Origin of the sequence: Chachezhania antarctica (genome assembly GCF_003646465.1) — a bacterium.
In the GTDB taxonomy this organism is placed as follows: domain Bacteria; phylum Pseudomonadota; class Alphaproteobacteria; order Rhodobacterales; family Rhodobacteraceae; genus Chachezhania; species Chachezhania antarctica.
This window is the reverse complement of the sequence record NZ_QZEX01000003.1, coordinates 275,573-292,582: the sequence shown is the minus strand read 5'-3', so window position 1 is coordinate 292,582 and position 17,010 is coordinate 275,573. Positions and strand designations below refer to the sequence as shown.

The 17,010-nt window shown below is 64.4% G+C and carries 13 protein-coding genes; 9 read left to right on the top strand and 4 right to left on the bottom strand.

Annotation, left to right across the window (positions count from 1 at the left end; translation table 11 throughout):
* Both D4754_RS08510 and D4754_RS08505 read right to left on the bottom strand, forming a co-directional pair.
* Entirely contained in the window at positions 1-1,566 is a 1,566-nt protein-coding gene (locus D4754_RS08510) for an ABC transporter substrate-binding protein (RefSeq protein ID WP_121062589.1), read from the bottom strand.
* Between the two features lie 33 nt (positions 1,567-1,599).
* Positions 1,600-2,868 carry an aminotransferase class III-fold pyridoxal phosphate-dependent enzyme gene (locus tag D4754_RS08505; RefSeq protein ID WP_121062588.1) on the bottom strand — a complete coding sequence of 423 codons (1,269 nt, stop codon included), beginning with the start codon at positions 2,866-2,868 and terminating at the stop codon, positions 1,600-1,602.
* A 360-nt stretch (positions 2,869-3,228) separates the two neighbouring features.
* Here D4754_RS08505 and D4754_RS08500 point away from each other — a divergent pair, with 360 nt between their 5' ends.
* Positions 3,229-3,891 carry a TetR/AcrR family transcriptional regulator gene (locus D4754_RS08500; RefSeq protein ID WP_121062587.1) on the top strand — a complete coding sequence of 221 codons (663 nt, stop codon included), beginning with the start codon at positions 3,229-3,231 and terminating at the stop codon, positions 3,889-3,891.
* 138 nt (positions 3,892-4,029) lie between these two features.
* Entirely contained in the window at positions 4,030-5,757 is a 1,728-nt protein-coding gene (locus D4754_RS08495; protein WP_121062586.1) for an NAD(P)/FAD-dependent oxidoreductase, read from the top strand.
* Here the strand turns inward: D4754_RS08495 and D4754_RS08490 are convergent.
* Entirely contained in the window at positions 5,754-6,341 is a 588-nt protein-coding gene (locus D4754_RS08490; RefSeq protein WP_121062585.1) for a helix-turn-helix domain-containing protein, read from the bottom strand. The genes D4754_RS08495 and D4754_RS08490 overlap by 4 nt on opposite strands.
* Before the next feature lie 164 nt (positions 6,342-6,505).
* Between D4754_RS08490 and D4754_RS08485 the strand changes: the two genes are divergently transcribed.
* The 7 genes from D4754_RS08485 to D4754_RS08455 are packed head-to-tail and all read left to right on the top strand — an operon-like array spanning position 6,506 to position 14,346.
* The gene (locus tag D4754_RS08485; protein WP_121062712.1) at positions 6,506-7,648 is read left to right on the top strand and encodes an NAD(P)/FAD-dependent oxidoreductase; all 1,143 of its coding nucleotides are present in this window, start codon (positions 6,506-6,508) and stop codon (positions 7,646-7,648) included.
* Entirely contained in the window at positions 7,645-8,928 is a 1,284-nt protein-coding gene (locus D4754_RS08480; protein WP_121062584.1) for a TRAP transporter large permease, read from the top strand. The genes D4754_RS08485 and D4754_RS08480 overlap by 4 nt, the downstream gene beginning before the upstream one ends.
* Before the next feature lie 28 nt (positions 8,929-8,956).
* A complete protein-coding gene (locus D4754_RS08475; protein ID WP_121062583.1) occupies positions 8,957-9,928 on the top strand; it encodes a TRAP transporter substrate-binding protein in 972 nt (323 codons plus the stop codon).
* Complete coding sequence (locus D4754_RS08470; RefSeq protein ID WP_240453805.1) at positions 9,925-10,494, top strand: TRAP transporter small permease; 570 nt, start codon at positions 9,925-9,927, stop codon at positions 10,492-10,494. The genes D4754_RS08475 and D4754_RS08470 overlap by 4 nt, the downstream gene beginning before the upstream one ends.
* The gene (locus D4754_RS08465) at positions 10,491-11,954 is read left to right on the top strand and encodes a M81 family metallopeptidase (protein ID WP_121062582.1); all 1,464 of its coding nucleotides are present in this window, start codon (positions 10,491-10,493) and stop codon (positions 11,952-11,954) included. The genes D4754_RS08470 and D4754_RS08465 overlap by 4 nt, the downstream gene beginning before the upstream one ends.
* Positions 11,951-13,444, top strand: coding sequence for an amidohydrolase family protein (locus D4754_RS08460; protein WP_121062581.1), 1,494 nt, complete (start codon positions 11,951-11,953; stop codon positions 13,442-13,444). Before D4754_RS08465 ends, D4754_RS08460 begins: the two co-directional genes overlap by 4 nt.
* Positions 13,441-14,346: a CobW family GTP-binding protein gene (locus tag D4754_RS08455; protein WP_121062580.1), complete on the top strand. Its 906-nt coding sequence runs from the start codon at positions 13,441-13,443 to the stop codon at positions 14,344-14,346. Before D4754_RS08460 ends, D4754_RS08455 begins: the two co-directional genes overlap by 4 nt.
* Before the next feature lie 175 nt (positions 14,347-14,521).
* Here the strand turns inward: D4754_RS08455 and D4754_RS08450 are convergent, their stop codons facing one another.
* Positions 14,522-16,990, bottom strand: coding sequence for a GcvT family protein (locus tag D4754_RS08450; protein ID WP_121062579.1), 2,469 nt, complete (start codon positions 16,988-16,990; stop codon positions 14,522-14,524).
* Between the last annotated feature and the right edge of the window lie 20 nt (positions 16,991-17,010).

Below are 17,010 nucleotides of genomic sequence, written 5' to 3'. Positions count from 1 at the left end.
TTACTTCCGCGTGATTTCCGACAGCGGCAGGTTGCAGCAGGCCGAGTATCGCACGCCTTCGATATCATCGCGATAGGCGAGCACGAGGTTCGGTGACACGAGCGGGATGATGATCGCATCGTCCATCATCTCCTGCCCCAGTTCGGCATAGACGGCATCGGCTTCTTCGCCCGAGGCGGCCAGCGCCTTGGCGTAAAGTTCCGCCTCTTTCGGGTTCACCACCAGTTCAGGCTTGTCGCGACCGGCGCGGCCAGCCCAGGGGTAGCCTTCGATCATCGAGAAATAGGCGACATACTGGCCCGAGCCATAGTAATCTGGCGCGTAGTAGATCGCCGTGACCGGCCATTCGCCCGAACCCAGCTCATCCCGCCAGACGGCCCATGTCAGCGGCTTCAGTTCCAGCTCGACCCCGACGTTCGAAAAATCCTGCTGGACCTTCTGCATCATGATGTTGAAGTCGACACCGTAAGCGTTGTCGTTCGGATAGCCCGCGACCATCTTCAAGTCGGACACGCCGGCATCGGCCAGCATCTGCTTGGCCTTTTCCACGTCCTGCGACCGGGGCGTCAGATCCGCGGTGCCGGGGAAGCCGTTAGGGATGGGCGCGGCCTGCTTCACGCCGTTGCCCCCGACCGTGAAGTCGATCATGCCCTCGTAGTCGATGGCCAGCGCCAGCGCCTGGCGGACTTCCTTCGTCAGCACTTCGTCAACGGCGGGGATGAAACCGACATAGGTGAAGTTGTAGGACGGGATGACCTCCGTCACGATCTCGGGCGACCGGATCGAATTGGCGGTGTCCGGGTCGATCTGCATGGCGATGTCGACCTGGCCGGTTTCCAGTGCCTGCGCCTGGCTGACCGCGTCCTTGATTTCCGTCACGACGACTTCGTTGAAGCCCGGGGCCTCGCCCCAGTAAGCGTCGTTCTTGGCCAGCCGCAGTTCCGCGTCGGGCGAGAAGCTTTCCAGCGTGAACGGCCCGGAGCCGGCCGAGTTGCTCAGGAACCAGGATTCGGCGTTGTCCTCGGCCGTGTCGGTGGCGCCTGCGGCCATCGCGGCTTCAGCGTTGATGATACCAGTATAGGGCGCCGACACCTTGTTCAGGAACTCCGAATTCGGCGCCTCGACCGTGAACTTGATGGTCTTGGCGTCCACGGCTTCGGCGCTGACGAGGCCCTCCATCAGGAACGAGGGCGAGGCCTGCACGTTCTTCAGGCGATTGAAGGTCCACGCCACGTCGGAGGCTTCAACCGGGCTGCCATCGGCGAAGGTCGCGTCCTTCAGCTTGAACGTGAACTCGGTGAAGTCGTCGTTCACCTCCCAGCTTTCGGCCAAGTTGGGCACGAGGCTCTGGTTGTCGGGCGCGAGCGTCACCAGCGTTTCATAGACCGCCGTCAGGTAGAACTGGCAGGTGTCGCAGAACGCGCGCGACGGATCGAGCGAGTTCACCGCCAGTGTCCGCGCGATCACCAGCGTGTCGCTGTCCTGCGCCGATGCGGGCTGGCCCACAAGGGCGGTCGAGGCGACAAAGGCCGCGGCCAGCCCCGTCTTCAACTTGAAATGTTTCATTTTCTTTTTCCCTGTTGGCGCTGTTGGGGCCGGTTACGCGTCCATGAGGGCGGCAAGTACCGCCGACGGTTTCAGGGACGCCCGGCTTTCCTTTATTGCCTCGAACGCGGCGCCGGTCGCGTCGAGCGTTTCCGTCAGGTCGTTGTCCGTCATGGCGGCATTCATGAACATGTTGTGGTAGGGGGACAGGTAGACGCCCCGCTTCATCGCCGCCTGGCAGAACCCGTAGCCGATCCGGAAATCCGGATCGTCGTCGAACAGCATGATGGGCAGGGTCGCGGGGCCGGTGATCCGCAGGCCGAAGCCGAAATCGGCCGCCTGGCGCACCAGCCCGTCACGGAAGGCCGTGCCCATTTTCTGCATGTGTTCAAGGTAATCCGTCTCGCGGATGATCCGCAGCGTTTCGAGCGCCGCGGCCATCGGTGCGGCGGAAAACCAGAACGAGCCGGTCACGAAGATCTGGGACGCGGCCGCCTTGGCCCGGTTGTTGCCCACCAGAGACGAGATCGGCTGCCCGTTGCCAAGGATCTTGCCCCAGCACGACAGGTCGGGCCGCACGCCGATGGTTTCCCACGAACAATCCCGCGCAACGCGGAACCCCGCGCGAACGTCATCGACGATCAGCAGCGCGTCATGTTCATCGGCCAGCCTGCGCGCGGTGCGGGCATATTCGGCATCGGGCAGGGTCTGGTCGGTGAAGGTGTCGTGCCGGAAAGGCGCGGCGAAGATGCCGGCCAGGTCATCACCGGCTTCCTTGACGGCATCGGCCAGCGCCTGCGTGTCGTTGTAGTCGAAATAGATCAGGTGCGCGCGGTCTTCGGCCACCACGCCCGCCGGCCGCGGCGTGTTCCATGGCATCGAGCCGTGATAGGCATTCTTGGCGATCAGCACCTTGCGCTTGCCGCGATAGGCCCGGGCGATCATCAGCGCCATCATCGTGGTGTCGGCGCCGTTCTTGCAGAACATCGCCCAGTCGGCATGGCTGATCATGCCCACTAGCGTTTCCGCCAGATCCACCATCACCGGCCCGGGCCCGGTGCAGGTATCGACAAGCGCCTGCTGGCGGGCGACAGCCTCCATCACTTCCGGGCGGCCATAGCCCAGCAGGTTGGGCCCGTAGGCGCACATGTAGTCGATGTAGACATTGCCATCGGCATCGGTGATCCGGGTGCCTTCGGCCCTGGTGAAGAACTGCGGGAAGTCGTCGGGCATGAGGATCGTCGACTGGTGGCCATACATGCCGCCGGGGATTACTTCCGCCGCCCGTTCACGCAGGGCCTTGTCCTTCGCATTGCTCCACATGGCGCACCTTTCCCGGATGAGTTTCATTCAACGCTAGGAAGGAAGAAACAACTTGGCAAGAAAAGTTTCGACTAACTTCCCGCGGTGATGATCGGACGATCGGTTCTGCACAAGGACTCGGCGTCATGCCCATTTTCCTGAAAACATGGGGCGGAATGCGCTGCTTCCTGATGACGCAGCGTGAGAGGCTGTGCGATGGTCCGATCATAAAGTGGTCAAAAAATCGACTAAATCACGGGCCGGTTGATCATGCACTGCGCCGGAAATGTCTTGCGGTCCCCTGTGCGCCGGGTCGGAAGCCGTTGATTTACCTTGTGCTTGCGGATTACGTGGCACGGTTCAATCTTGCCGGGCAGACGGATGGAAAAGAAGGTCGAAATCGACGGAAAGCCGCGCAAGCTGCGCAAACGCGGGCAGCAGCGGCTGGAGGCGTTGCTGGATGCCACGGCGGACTTGCTGGAGGCGCGGCAGGACGAGAACATCAGCCTTGCCGATATTTCTTCGGAATCGGGGATTCCACTGGCATCCGTCTATCATTTCTTTCCCAACCGCAACGCGGCCTTCGTGATGCTGGCGGAACGCTTCAACCGTCAGATGGCCGACCGGGTCGAGAAACAGATCCAGCCCGCGCCGCGGAAATGGCAGGACCTGATCGCCTACCGGCAGCAGCAGGGCGCGCTCTTCCTGAACGCCAATCCGGCGGCGCAGCGACTGTTCCTTGGTGCCGGCGTCAGTGTCGAGGTCCGCAATACCGACCTGAACGGCAATGCGGGGCTGGCCAAGGCCTATGTCGGGCTCTTCACGCACTACTTCGAGATCGAGCCGTCGGCCTTTCTTGAAGACCGTCTGGCCACCTCCATCGCGATCATGGATGGCGTCTGGGCGCTGTCCTACAGCCGACACCGCTGCATCACCGACGCGTTCCTGGCCGATTCAACCCAGGCCTCGGTCGCCTACCTGCGCAGCTACCTGCCCGAATTTCTGACACCAAGAGCGCAGGCTGGTCCGGCGGGCGCCGATTAGCCGAATATCTTCGCGTTAAAGTGCGCCGATCTGCACGATTGGCAGAAAAAACCTTGATTTAGTCAGAAACAATTTGGCTAAATCGACCGTGACGGCCCGCCGGTCGCGCACCAGATCCGATTTCGGGAGGAACCTGCCATGTCCATCGCCGTCTGGGTAGACGACCTGAACCAAGCGCTGGCCACGGGCGATGCATCCCGGATCGCGGCGCTTTTCCACGACGATGGCCTCTGGCGCGATTTCGTGACCACGGGCTGGACCCTTCAGACCGTCGAGGGCGCGGACCGGATCGGCGCGTTCGCGGCGCATGCCGGGGACACGGGGTTTTCCGTCGCCGTTGCGGGCGATCCCGATGCGGAGGAGGGATTCATCGCCGTCGAAACGGAACAGGGACGGGGCCGCGGCTATGTCCGCCTGCGCGACGGCAAGTGCGCCACCTTCTTCGCGACGCTGGAGGAACTGAAGGGGTTCGAGGAACCTTTGCGCCATCGCCGGCCCATCGGGCTCTACGATGATGGCGATCCGCGCAACTGGCAGGAGCGGCTGGCCGACAAGGCGGAACGCTGGGGCGAGACTGAACAGCCCTATGTCCTGATCGTCGGCGGCGGGCAGGGTGGGCTGGCCCTTGGCGCGCGGTTGGAAATGCTGGGCGTGCCCTACCTGATCGTCGACAAGCACCCATCGGTGGGGGACCAGTGGCGGTCGCGCTACAAGTCGCTGACGCTACATGATCCGGTCTGGTACGATCACATGCCTTACATGCCGTTTCCGGATTTCTGGCCGGTCTTCACGCCGAAGGACCGGATGGGCGACTGGCTGGAAGCGTACGCCCACGCGCTGGAGCTGTGCGTCTGGACCGGCACGGAATGCACCGGCGCGCATCACGATGGCAATGGCTGGGTCGTGGACCTGCTGCGCAACGGCGCGCCGGTTCAGATGCGGCCGACCCATCTTGTCATGGCCGTCGGCAACGCGGGCTTCCCCCAGCTGCCCGAGATCGAAGGCCGCGCGGACTTTACCGGCGAACAGCTGCATTCCAGCGCCTTCACCACCGGCGAAGGCATGGCGGGCAAGAAGGTCGTGATCGTGGGCGCCAACAATTCGGCCCATGACATCGCCGCCAACCTTGTCGAAAACGGGGCAGCGCCGGTGATGATCCAGCGGTCGTCGACCCTGATCGTCCGGCAGGAGACGATGACCGAAGTGCTGCTGAAACAGGTCTATTCGCAGGAGGCGGTCGACAGCGGCATCACGACCGAGCTGGCCGACCTTCTGAACGCGTCCGTGCCCCTGCGGATGCAGGAGGCGAACAGCAAACGCACGTGGGACCGTATCCGCGAGGAGGAGGCGCCGTTCTATGACCGCCTGTCCGCGTCGGGCTTCCGGATCGACTTCGGCGAGGACGGCACCGGGTTGATGAAGTACCAGCGGTCGGCCTCGGGCTACTACATCGACGTCGGCGCGTGCGAGATGATCGTGGATGGTCGCATCGGCATCCGGGCAGGTGCCAACATCGCGCGGCTTGTTCCCGAAGGGGTAGTGCTGGACTCGGGCGAGGTGCTGGAGGCCGACAAGATCGTCTATGCCACCGGCTTCGGGTCAATGGAGCAATGGGTTGCCAAGTTGATCGGCCCGGAGACGGCCGCGCGGATCGGGCGGTGCTGGGGCTATGGCTCGGACACCAAGGGCGATCCCGGCCCGTGGGAGGGCGAATTGCGCAACATGTGGAAGCCCACGGCGCACGAGGGCCTGTGGTTCATGGGCGGCAACCTGGCCCAGGCCCGGTTCTATTCGCGGATACTGGGCCTGCAGTTGAAAGCGCGGCTCGAAGGCCTGCCGGTGACCGTCCGGCACGGAAAGGTCTAAGGGCCTTCGGTCTGGTATTCGGTGCAGATGCACAGAACTTCGGCATCCGCATCACCGGCGCTGATATAGGCATGGCCCATCGCGCTGTCGAGGTAAACGCTGTCGCCCTTCTTCAGCAGGACGGGTTCGTAGAATTCGCTGTGCACTTCTACTTCTCCTTCCAGCACGTACAGGAATTCCTCGCCCCCGTGACTTACAAGGTCGCCGAACTGGGTCGCGCTGCGGGCCTTCACACGGGCGTGGATCGGCATGATGAACTTGTTCTTTACGTCCGGGCACAGGTACAGGTAGTCGTAGTTGGGCGTGCTGATCAGCGCGCCCTCGCCCTTGAATGCGGGCGAAAACCGGCTGTTGGGCGCGGAAACGCGATCGCCATCGGCCCCGGATACAAGGTCGCCGATCGACACCGACAGGCCGTCGCACAGCTTCAGGATCACGTCGAGCGTCGGCGACAGCGCCCCGTTCTCGATCTTCGAGATCGAGGACACCGACACGCCCGACCGCCCCGAAAGCTCGACCAATGTCAGCCCGTCGGCCTTCCGCAGCTGCTTCACCCGCCTGCCGATTTCGCTTTTCGTGGACATGCCGACCGAATGCCTCTTTTAGGTTCGCCCCTATTTTCCACAAACCCGAAGGTTCGCCTAGCAGAATCGAAAGAAAATTTTCACATCTGAAAATTTTTCTTGTCATCAAATTCCTAATCCGTTTCGGTGGGCACAACGTTTGACGTCGAAGGGAAATGCAGACGATGCCGGATGCGCACCAAACTGCGGATATCATCGTGATCGGGGCCGGGATTGCCGGGGCATCGGTCGCGGCGGAACTGGCGGCGCATGCGTCGGTTATCCTGCTCGAACGGGAAAGCCAGCCGGGCTATCACTCGACGGGCCGGTCGGCGGCGGTGTTCGCGCCCTGCTATGGGCCGACGCCGATCCGCGATCTGACCCGCGCCTCGCGGGCGTTCTACGAATCCCCGCCCGAAGGGTTCACCGCCGCACCGATGTTCGGCCCCCGCCCGATTCTGATGATCGCGCGGGAGGACCAGATGGGCGCGCTGGAGGCGCTGACAGAGACCGTGTCGAAGGAGACCGAGGTCGAGGTGCTGACCGGCGACGCGCTGCAAAGCTTCCAGCCGCTGCTGCGCGCAGGCTATGCCAGTGCCGGAATGCATGACCGCCAGGGGCAGGATATCGACGTGCACGCGCTGCATCACGGCTACCTGCGCATGTTCAAGGCGCGCGACCGGCCGGCCGTGACGGGGGCCGAAGTCACGGGCCTGACCCGCAATGGCGATGTCTGGCAGGTCGAAACGACCAAGGGCGTATTTGAGGCGCCAATCGTGGTGAATGCCGCCGGCGCCTGGGCAGGCGAGATCGGCGCGCTGGCGGGGGCAGAGGACATAGGCCTTACCCCCAAGCGGCGCACGGCGATCACGGTGCCGGATCATCCCGGTTTCGAAACCGGGCATCTGCCGATCACGGTGGATGTGGACGAAGAGTTCTATCTCAAGCCCGATGCCGGGCGGTTGCTGATCTCACCCGCCGATGAAACGCCCGTTGCCCCGTGCGACGTGCAGCCCGAGGAGCTGGACATCGCGATCTGTATCGACCGGATCATGACCGCCTTCGATCTGGATGTGCGCCGGATCGACAGCAAATGGGCCGGGCTGCGCAGTTTCGTGGCCGACAAGACGCCGGTCGTGGGTTTTTCCGACACGGCGCCGGGCTTTTTCTGGCTGGCGGGACAGGGGGGCTACGGCATCCAGACCGCGCCCGCGATGGCGCAGTTCGCGGCATCAGCCGTGCTGGGCCATGCACTGCCTTTCCATATCGCGGATGAAGGGTTCGATCCCGCTGATGTGCGCCCGTCGCGGATAAAGGCGGCGGCATGATCTGGGTCGTCCCCATCGCCGCGATCCTGTTCCTGGGCTCCGGCCTGGCGCTGGCCTACGTGATCGGCGGATCCGCGGTTCTGGCCTTCATCGTGTCGGACAACACCCGCTACCTGGCCGTGCTGCCGCAGAAGGTGTTTTCCAACATCTCGGTCTTCTCCTTGCTGGCGATGCCGCTCTTCATCCTCGCGGGTGAGGTCATGAACCGTGGCGGCGTGACAAAGGCGCTGATCGACCTGTCGATGGCGCTGGTCGGTCGGCTGCGGGGCGGGTTGGGGCACGTGAACATCCTGACCTCGGTGTTCTTCGCCGGGATCTCGGGATCGGCCGTGGCCGATGCCGCGGCGCTGTCGAATACGCTGGTCCCTGCCATGCGCGAACGCGGCTATTCCGCGGCCTATGCCGGTGCGATCACGGCCGCGTCGTCGATCATCGGTCCCATCGTGCCGCCGTCGATCATCCTGATCTTCTATGGCGCAGTCATGCAGACTTCGGTCGCGGCCCTCTTCGTCGCGGGTATCCTGCCCGGTCTGGTACTGGCCTGCGCGCTTTTCGCCGTGAACGCCTGGTATGCCTGGCGCGAGGATCACCCACGCGTCGAAAAGGGTGAATCGCCACCGCTTGGCATGTCGATCTTCCGCGCGCTGCCGGCCCTGCTTCTGCCAATGATCATCGTGGGCGGCATTGTCTTCGGCTGGATGACCCCGACCGAGGCTGCCGCCGTCGCCGTGATCGCCGCCGCGCTGGTGGCCCGGTTCTACGAGGGCCTGTCGCTGGATGATATCTGGCAGAGCCTCAGCCGTTCTGCCATCCTGACGGGGTCGATCTTCATGATCCTGTGCGCCGTCGCAGCCTTCGGGCACCTTGCCGCGCTGGAGCGTATTCCGCAGGCCATCGCCATGCTGGTGACCGACCTGGGGCTGGGGCCCGTGGGCTTCATGATCCTGCTGAACGTGATCCTGATCATCGCGGGCATGATCCTGGATGTCACTGTGGCGCTGGCGTTGCTGATCCCGCTTCTGGCGCCCGTGGCGTTGGCGAACGGGGCCGACCCGGTGCACCTGGGGATCGTGATCTGCTTCAACCTGACCATCGGGCTTGTCTCGCCGCCGCTGGGGGGCAGCCTGATGATCGTCTCGACGGTGACGGGCGTGCGCTACTGGGAACTGGCGCGCAAGGTCGTGCCCTTCGTGCTGGCCGAAATCGGGGTGCTGGCCATTCTTGTCGCGGTCCCGGAAATCAGCCTGATGCTGCCGCGCATGATGGGGCTTTGGAACTAGAAAAACCAATCAACAGGAAGGAAAGACAATGAAACTGGCACACGGATTTGCCGCCGCCGCCGCGGCGGTGCTGCTGGCCCTGCCGGCACAGGCCGAGGTGAAGGTTGCGCTCGACAGCCCGCCGGACCTGAAACAATCGGGCACCTATGTATGGGCGAACACCTTCGCCAACTACCTGAACGAACATGGCATGGACGCCGTGGAATACGAACGCAACGCGCTTGGCGAAGAGGCCGAACGGCTGGACCAGGTGTCGACGGGCCTGCTGGAAGTGTCGATGTCGGACATGAAGTCGGCCGGTCAGCTTGACGGCACGATCTTTGGCACCTCGATGCCCTTCTTCTTCAAGGATGGCGAGGAGCTGGACAAGGCTCTCGACGAAGGCGGCATGCTGGAGCGGATAAACGACGGCACCACGCCCCACGGCGTCCGCGTGCTGGACATCGTCTACCTTGGCCTGCCGGCGGGCATCTTTACCACTGAAACCCCTGTTCGCACGTTTGAAGATTTTGCTGGCATCCGCATGCGGGCGCTGGATGAACTGCAGATCCAGGTGTTCGAAACCTGGGGCGCCAAGGGCACCATCGTGAGCTGGAGCGAAGTGCCCAACGCACTGCAGACCGGCGTTGCCGGCGGCTACATCAACCCGCCCTTCGTGCCGCTGGTCTATGGCCACACGTCGTTCATCAAGTACTTCACCGACACCAAGTCGTCGAACTCCGTCCGGATCGCGATCGCATCGGAAGACTGGTACCAGGGCCTGAGCGATGACGAGCGTGCCATCGTGGACGACGCCACCGCCGCCGCGCATGATGCCAACCGTGACTTCCTGCTGGAACGCGAAGCCGTCTTCGCCGATCTGGAAGCCGCCGGGATCGAAGTGATCGAACTGCCGGATGAAGAGATCGCGAAATTCCGCGAAGCCTCGCAGCCGCTCTATGAGAACGTCGACATGCCCGAAGGTGCGTTCGAGGCGTGGAAAGCAGCGGTCGGCCGGTGACCGGATTGCGCGCCATAGCAAAGGGGCTGGACCGGTTATCGGCCCAGCTCAACCGCGTCGGTCTGGCCGTGGCCGTGGTTGCGGTCGTGGTCATGCTCGGCTCCGCCACTTGGCAGGTGTTCGCGCGCTACCTGCTGGCGCAGCCGCCGATCTGGACCGAGGAACTGGCCCGCTTTTCCATGGTCTGGGGCGGCATGATGGGCGCGTCCTGCGCGTTCCGCCTGAAGGCTGACCCGACGCTCTTTCCCGAGGCGCTGGCCTGGCGCGGGGCGCTTGGCATCGGCACCACGCTGGTGCGCAGCACCGGGGTTCTGGTCTTTGCGATCTCGGTCCTGTGGTTCTGCCTGTTCGGCCCCAACATGAACATCGCCCGCGGCTACATCGCGCGGCTGTACGGACGGCAGTCGGAAACCATGGATGTGCCGGTGCTGGTCTTCGGCATCGCCATTCCCATCGCGCTGAGCTTCATCATCATCCACGTCGCGGCAGACATCGCCCGCGCGCTGGTCGCTTCATCCGAACCCGAGACGGCCGCACATGCGGCAACAGAGGACACCGCCGCATGAAACTGTTCATGGCATCGCTCGCCACCGAAACGAATTCCTTCTCGCCTATCCCCACGGGCTGGTCCGGGTTCAAGGAGAACCTCTATTCCAAGAACGCCTCGACCGAGGGCGCGCAGGTTTACGCCACCGCGCTGAAGGTCTGGCGGACGCGGGCCGAGGCGCTGGACTGGGACGTGGTGGAAGGGCTTGCCACCTACGCCCAGCCGGCCGGTCCCACGGTGCGGCACGTCTACGAAACGATGCGCGACGACATCCTGGCCGACCTGACGGCCGCGATGCCTGTCGACGTGGTGCTGCTGTCGATGCACGGCGCGATGATCGCCGAAGGCTATGACGATTGCGAAGGCGACATGCTGGCCAATGTCCGCGCCATCGTCGGCCCGGAGGCCGTGGTCGGGCTGGAGATCGACCCGCATTGCCACCTGACACCGCTGATGATGGACAACGCGACGGCCATCATCTGCTACAAGGAATACCCCCATATCGACATCGCCGACCGGGCGGAGGACCTGTTCACGCTCTGCGCCGATGCCGCCACGGGCAAGACGAAGCCGGTGATGCGCGATTACGATTGCAAGATGCTGGCCATGTACCACACGCCGTTCGAACCCATCCGCAGCTATGTCGACCGCATGTCGGCGATGGAAGGGACGGGGGGCATCCTCTCCGTCTCGCTCGCCCACGGCTTTCCTTGGGGCGACAGCCCCCATGTCGGCACAAGGTCGCTGGTGATCACCGATGGCGACCCGGATTTGGCCGGGACGCGCGCCGAGGAGTTGGGCCACGAACTCTGGGACCTGCGCGACCAACTGCGCACCTTCCCGGACATGGCCACGGGGCTCGACCGAGCCGTCGCGGCGAATGCCTACCCGGTGGTGCTGGCCGATTTCGCCGACAACGCGGGCGGCGGGGCGCCATCGGATTCGACCTTCGTCCTGAAGGAGGTTCTGGACCGCGGTCTGAAGGACGTCGCGCTCTGCACCTTCTGGGATCCGGTGCTGGTGAACATGTGCATGGATGCCGGCGTTGGCGCCGTGATGCCGGTGCGCGTGGGCGGCAAGATCGGCCCCATGTCGGGCGATCCGGTCGACCTGACCGTCACCGTCCGCGGCATCAACCCGGATGCCTACCAGCACTTCGGCCCCTCGCTTGCGGGCCTCGGCGCCACCGTCTGGCTGGAGGCCGATGGCGTGCACCTGGCCCTGTCCTCGCGCCGGACGCAGACCTTCAGCCCCGAGGTGTTCGAAGATCTTGGCCTGAAGCTCGACACGATGAAGATCGTCGTGGTGAAATCGTCCCAACACTTTTACGACCGCTTCGCCCCCATCGCGTCCGAGGTCATCCACCTTGCCACCCCGGGCGCCATCCCGCCGGATTACACGATCATCCCCTACACCAAGCGGAACGACAATTTCTGGCCCAAGACCGAAAATCCATTCGACGAAAGCAAAGCCCAATGACCCATGACCTGCTGATCAAGAACGGCCGCGTGATCGACCCCGAAACCGGGTTCGACGAGGTCTGCGATGTCGCGATCAAGGACGGCGCCATCGCCGCCGTGGGCTCCGATCTGGGCGAGGCCGCAAAGGAAATCGATGCGACGGGCCTGATCGTGGCGCCGGGCTTCATCGACATCCACGCCCACGGCCAATCCGTCGCGGCCGACCGGATGCAGGCTTTCGACGGCGTAACCACAGCGCTGGAACTGGAAGTGGGCACATTGCCCGTGGCCGAATGGTACGACGATCAGGCGGGCAAGGGCCGGCCGCTGAACTACGGCACCGCCGCCAGCTGGATTTCGGCCCGCCGCGCGGTGATGAGCAACCTTGAGCCCACCGGCAAGGTGAACCCGGTGGCGCAGATGGGCGCCTCTAACGACACGCGCTGGCACACCGATACCGCCACCGCCGCCCAATCGGCCGAGATCACCGACATCACCCGCACCGCGATGGAAGAAGGCGCCATCGGCATCGGCATTCCCAACGGCTATGTCGCCGGCGCGGGCCTGAAGGAACTGACCGAGATCTGCGATCTGGCGGCCGAATTCGGGCGCCCCACCTATACCCACATCGCCAATGCCTCCAACATCGACCCGAAAAGCTCGGTCGAGGCCTATGTCCGCCTGATCGGGCTGGCGGGGGCGACCGGCGCGCACATGCATATCTGCCACCTGAACTCGACCAGCCTGATGGATGTCGACCGCTCGGCCGAACTGATCCGGAAGGCGCAGGCGCAGGGCCTGCCGGTGACCACCGAAGCCTACCCGTACGGCGCAGGATCGACCGTGGTTGGCGCCGGGTTCTTCGCGGAAGAGAACTTCACCGAACGCACCGGCAGCCCCTACAGCGCGATCGAGCTGGTCAAGAACCAGCACCGGTTCGAAAGCCGCGAGGAGCTGCTGCAGGCCGGCCACGAAAACCCGTCCGACCTGATCATCTGGCATTTCCTCGACATCGACTCGAATTCCGAACACCAGCGGATGCTGGACGTGTCGGTCCTGTTCCCGGGCGGGTCCATCGCGTCGGACGCGATGCCCTGGGTCAAGCCGGACGGCACGCTGTACGAAGGCCACGAATGGCCTCTGCCGGATGACGTGTTCTCGCATCCCCGGTCGTCGGGCACCTTCACCAAGTTCCTGCGCGATTACGTCTGCGACCGGAAGGTGGTGTCGTGGACGGAAGCGATGGCGAAATGCTCGCTCTATCCCGCGCAGGTGATCGAAAGCTGCGCGCCCCAGATCGCACAGAAGGCCCGGCTCAGGGAAGGATTTGACGCCGATATCATCATCTTCGACCCGGAGACCATCGCGGATCAGGCGACATTTACCGAGATGAACAAACCGGCCATCGGCGTGAAACACCTTCTGGTCGGCGGCACGCCAGTCATCGCGGACGGCGCACTGGATACCGCAGCCACCCCCGGCCAACCCATCCGGTGCCCGCAGGGATGAGCGTTCCCGTCCTTCTGGTCACCGGGTTTCTGGGCGCCGGGAAGACAACATTCATCAACACCCTGCTGCACGCAGCGGACGGCAAGAAGATCGCGGCCATCGTCAATGACTTCGGCAGCATCAACATCGACGCGGCGCTGCTGGAGGCGGAATCCGACGGCGTGATCGGCCTGAAGAACGGCTGCATCTGCTGCTCGCTGCAGGGCGACCTGCTGCGAACATTGCGTACGGTTCTGGACGGCGACACCCCCGACCTGATCGTCATCGAAGCCAGCGGAGTCGCCGATCCGCAGGGCATCGTTCAGGGCCTGATGGACCCGATCCTGTGGGATGCCGCGCGGCTCGACACCATCGTCTGCCTCGTCGATGCCCAGGACATGCAGGCGACGCCTGCGCGCTGGCAGGACGACCTGTGGCGCGCGCAGGTGACATCGGCGGACATCGTGCAATTGTCCAAGACGGACGGGGTCGGTGAAGACGACCTGAACGGCCTGATTTCCCGCCTGGGCGGCCTGGGCAAGACGGTCTTCGACGCAGGCGAACCGGGCCGGTCGGTCCTGTCGCTGATCGGCACTGGCCCCGAGACGCCCCGCGCCACTGGACGTACCAGCATCGACGCCACCCGCTTCGCGACGCTGGAATGGCGTAGCGACGCACCCGTCTCCCTTACCGCCTTCCAACGGCTGATGGGCGCCCTGTCGCCCGACCTGGTCCGCGCAAAGGGCTTCCTGACCTTCACCGAAAAACCGGGGCAGACCTACCTCTTCCAACTCGTCGGCCAGCGGGCCAGCCTCGCCCCGCATGCGCGCCCGCCGGACGGCTGCGAACTGGTCCTGATCGGCGAACGCGGCAGCCTCGATCCCGACGCCGCGCGCGCGCGACTGGATACCCTGACCGTCTGATCTGACCTCGCCCCGGGTCCGCCTCCGGCGGGAGTATTTGGGAAAAGAAGAAGAGCAGGCCCTTCAACTTCTTTGGTCCGCAAATACCTCGGGGGACTCGCGCCTGAGGCGGGGCGGGGGCAGAGCCGCCGCAAACCAACCGCGTAGGGTGCGTGCTCTGCACGCACCGCCCGGCCTAGACCTTGGTCCGCGCCCCGGTCGGATCGTACATCGGCTTCAGAGAGGCCTCGGCCTTAACCCGCGTCCCCGCGATCTCGATCTCGTAGGAGGAGGCAAGCACGCTCTTCGCATCTTCGCCGCCGCAGGGCACGTAGCCCAGCCCGACTGCACCACCCAGCGTATGCCCGTAATTGCCCGAGGTCAGGTAGCCCACCAGTTCCCCGTCCCGCAGGATCGGTTCGGCGTGATAGAGCAGCGGCTCGGGATCGGTCAGCCGGAACTGGAGCATGCGGGCCGACAGACCGGCGTCTTTCTTCCGCAGCACCGCGTCGCGGCCGATGAAGTCGGGCTTCGCGGTCTTCACGGCGAAGCCCAGGCCGGCTTCCAGCACGTGATCCTCTTCGGTGATATCGTGGCCGAAATGGCGGAAGCCCTTTTCGATCCGGCAGCTGTCCATCGCGTGCAGACCGCAGAGCTTCAGCCCGAACTCCGTACCCGCGGCCATCAGCGTCTCGAAGACATGCATGCTCTGATCGGTGGGGATGTAAAGCTCCCAGCCCAGTTCACCGACATAGGACACCCGGTGCGCGCGGGCGTGGCCCAGGCCCAGTTCGACCGTCTTCGCGGTGCCGAAGGGATGGGTGTCGTTCGACCAGTCATGCCAGGGTGCGGCCTTGGCCAGCACGTCACGCGCCCTGGGCCCCATCACCACCAGCACGCTTTCGCCCGATGTCACGTCCAGCAGCGACACGGCATGATCGCCGCGGTGCCGGTCCAGCCAGCTGAGATCGCGCACCACCGTCGCGGCGGGGGTGACGACAAGGTAGCGCGTGTCGGACAGGCGGGTGACGGTGACGTCGGCTTCGATCCCCGCGCGGTCGTTCAGGAACTGGGTGTAGACGATCTTGCCCGGCGCGACCGACATGTCGCCGCCGCAGACATCGTTCAGGAACCGCTCCGCATCGCGCCCGTCGACCACGATCTTCCCGAAGGAGGTCATGTCATAGAGCCCCACGCCCTCGCGGATCGCGCGGTGTTCGGCGGCGGAATTCATGAACCAGTTCTGGCGTTTCCACGAATATTCATAAGCCGCGGCCTGACCGGGGGCCGCGTACCAGTTGGCGCGTTCCCATCCGGCAGTTTCCCCGAAGACCGCGCCGCGGAATTGCAACGCGTCGTGGAACGGGGACCGCCGAACCCCCCGCGCCGTGTCCTTCTGGCGGTACGGGTAGTGGTCGGCATAAAGGAGGCCCAGCGTTTCCTTCGCGCGTTCGACAAGGAAGGTGCGGTTGCCCATGAAGGGCTGCATCCTGCGGATATCGACGTCGGACAGGTCAAAGGGGGGGTAGCCGTGCTCCATCCAGTGGGCGAGCGCCATGCCGGCGCCGCCGGCAGACTGGATGCCCACGGAATTGAAGCCCGCCGCCACGAAATAGCCCCGCAGATCCGGCGCTTCGCCCAGGTGGTAGGCATCGTCGGGGGTGAAGCTTTCGGGGCCGTTGAAGAAAGTGTGGATCCCGGCGCGTTCCAGCAGCGGCATCCGGGTGATGGCCTTTTCGAGGATCGGCTCGAAATGGGCGAAATCCTCGGGCAGTTGGTCGAATTCGAAGTCCTTCGGGATGCCGTGCATGCCCCAGGGTTTCGAGACCGGTTCGAACGCGCCCAGCAGGTACTTGCCCGCGTCTTCCTTGAAATAGGCATGTTCGTCGGGCACGCGGAGCGTGGGGCGTTGGGTCAGCCCGGGGACGTTTTCGGTGACGATATAGAAGTGTTCGCAGGCCTGCAGGGGGACGTTGACGTTGTTCATGCGGCCAAGCTCGGCCGCCCACATGCCGCCGCAGTTGACGACGAAATCCGTGGCGATCGTGCCGGTTTCACCGGTGTCGTCGCGGGTCCACGACACGCCCGACACGCCCCGCTGGCCGTTGCGGTCCACTTCGGACACTTGCGTCACGCGGACATGTTCGAAGACCTGCGCGCCGTTCATCCGCGCGCCCTTGGCCAGCGCCAGCGCAATGTTGCCCGGATCGCCCTGGCCGTCCTTCGGCAGGTAGACGGCGCCCTTGAACCCGGCCGTGTTCAGATCCGGGTGCAGGGTTTGCAGTTCGCCCTCCGACAACGGTTCGACATCCACGCCGAAGGCCCGCGCCATCGAGGCCTGACGGTAGATCTCCTCCCGCCGTTCGTCCGTCAGAGCCATGGTGATCGAGCCATTGCGGCGGAAGCCGGTGGCGACGCCGGTTTCCGCCTCAAGCTCTCCGTACAGCTCTTGCGAATAGCGGGACAGTCGGGTCATGTTCTTGGTCGCGCGCAGCTGCGCGATCAGGCCGGCGGCGTGCCATGTGGTGCCCGATGTCAGCTGCTTGCGCTCCAGCAGCACGACATCCTTCCAGCCCAGCTTGGCCAGGTGATAGGCGACGGAACATCCGGCGATGCCGCCGCCGATGATGACGGCGCTGGCCCGGGTCGGCAGGGATTTGGTCATGAGTGTATTCTCCTCGCCCG

Excerpts from the sequence above, each read along its gene's own strand:
- D4754_RS08510 (WP_121062589.1), bottom strand. The coding sequence starts at position 1,566 with ATGAAACATTTCAAGTTGAAGACGGGGCTGGCCGCGGCCTTTGTCGCC.
- D4754_RS08505 (WP_121062588.1), bottom strand. The coding sequence starts at position 2,868 with ATGTGGAGCAATGCGAAGGACAAGGCCCTGCGTGAACGGGCGGCGGAA.
- D4754_RS08500 (WP_121062587.1), top strand. The coding sequence starts at position 3,229 with ATGGAAAAGAAGGTCGAAATCGACGGAAAGCCGCGCAAGCTGCGCAAA.
- D4754_RS08495 (WP_121062586.1), top strand. The coding sequence starts at position 4,030 with ATGTCCATCGCCGTCTGGGTAGACGACCTGAACCAAGCGCTGGCCACG.
- D4754_RS08490 (WP_121062585.1), bottom strand. The coding sequence starts at position 6,341 with ATGTCCACGAAAAGCGAAATCGGCAGGCGGGTGAAGCAGCTGCGGAAG.
- D4754_RS08485 (WP_121062712.1), top strand. The coding sequence starts at position 6,506 with ATGCCGGATGCGCACCAAACTGCGGATATCATCGTGATCGGGGCCGGG.
- D4754_RS08480 (WP_121062584.1), top strand. The coding sequence starts at position 7,645 with ATGATCTGGGTCGTCCCCATCGCCGCGATCCTGTTCCTGGGCTCCGGC.
- D4754_RS08475 (WP_121062583.1), top strand. The coding sequence starts at position 8,957 with ATGAAACTGGCACACGGATTTGCCGCCGCCGCCGCGGCGGTGCTGCTG.
- D4754_RS08465 (WP_121062582.1), top strand. The coding sequence starts at position 10,491 with ATGAAACTGTTCATGGCATCGCTCGCCACCGAAACGAATTCCTTCTCG.
- D4754_RS08460 (WP_121062581.1), top strand. The coding sequence starts at position 11,951 with ATGACCCATGACCTGCTGATCAAGAACGGCCGCGTGATCGACCCCGAA.
- D4754_RS08455 (WP_121062580.1), top strand. The coding sequence starts at position 13,441 with ATGAGCGTTCCCGTCCTTCTGGTCACCGGGTTTCTGGGCGCCGGGAAG.
- D4754_RS08450 (WP_121062579.1), bottom strand. The coding sequence starts at position 16,990 with ATGACCAAATCCCTGCCGACCCGGGCCAGCGCCGTCATCATCGGCGGC.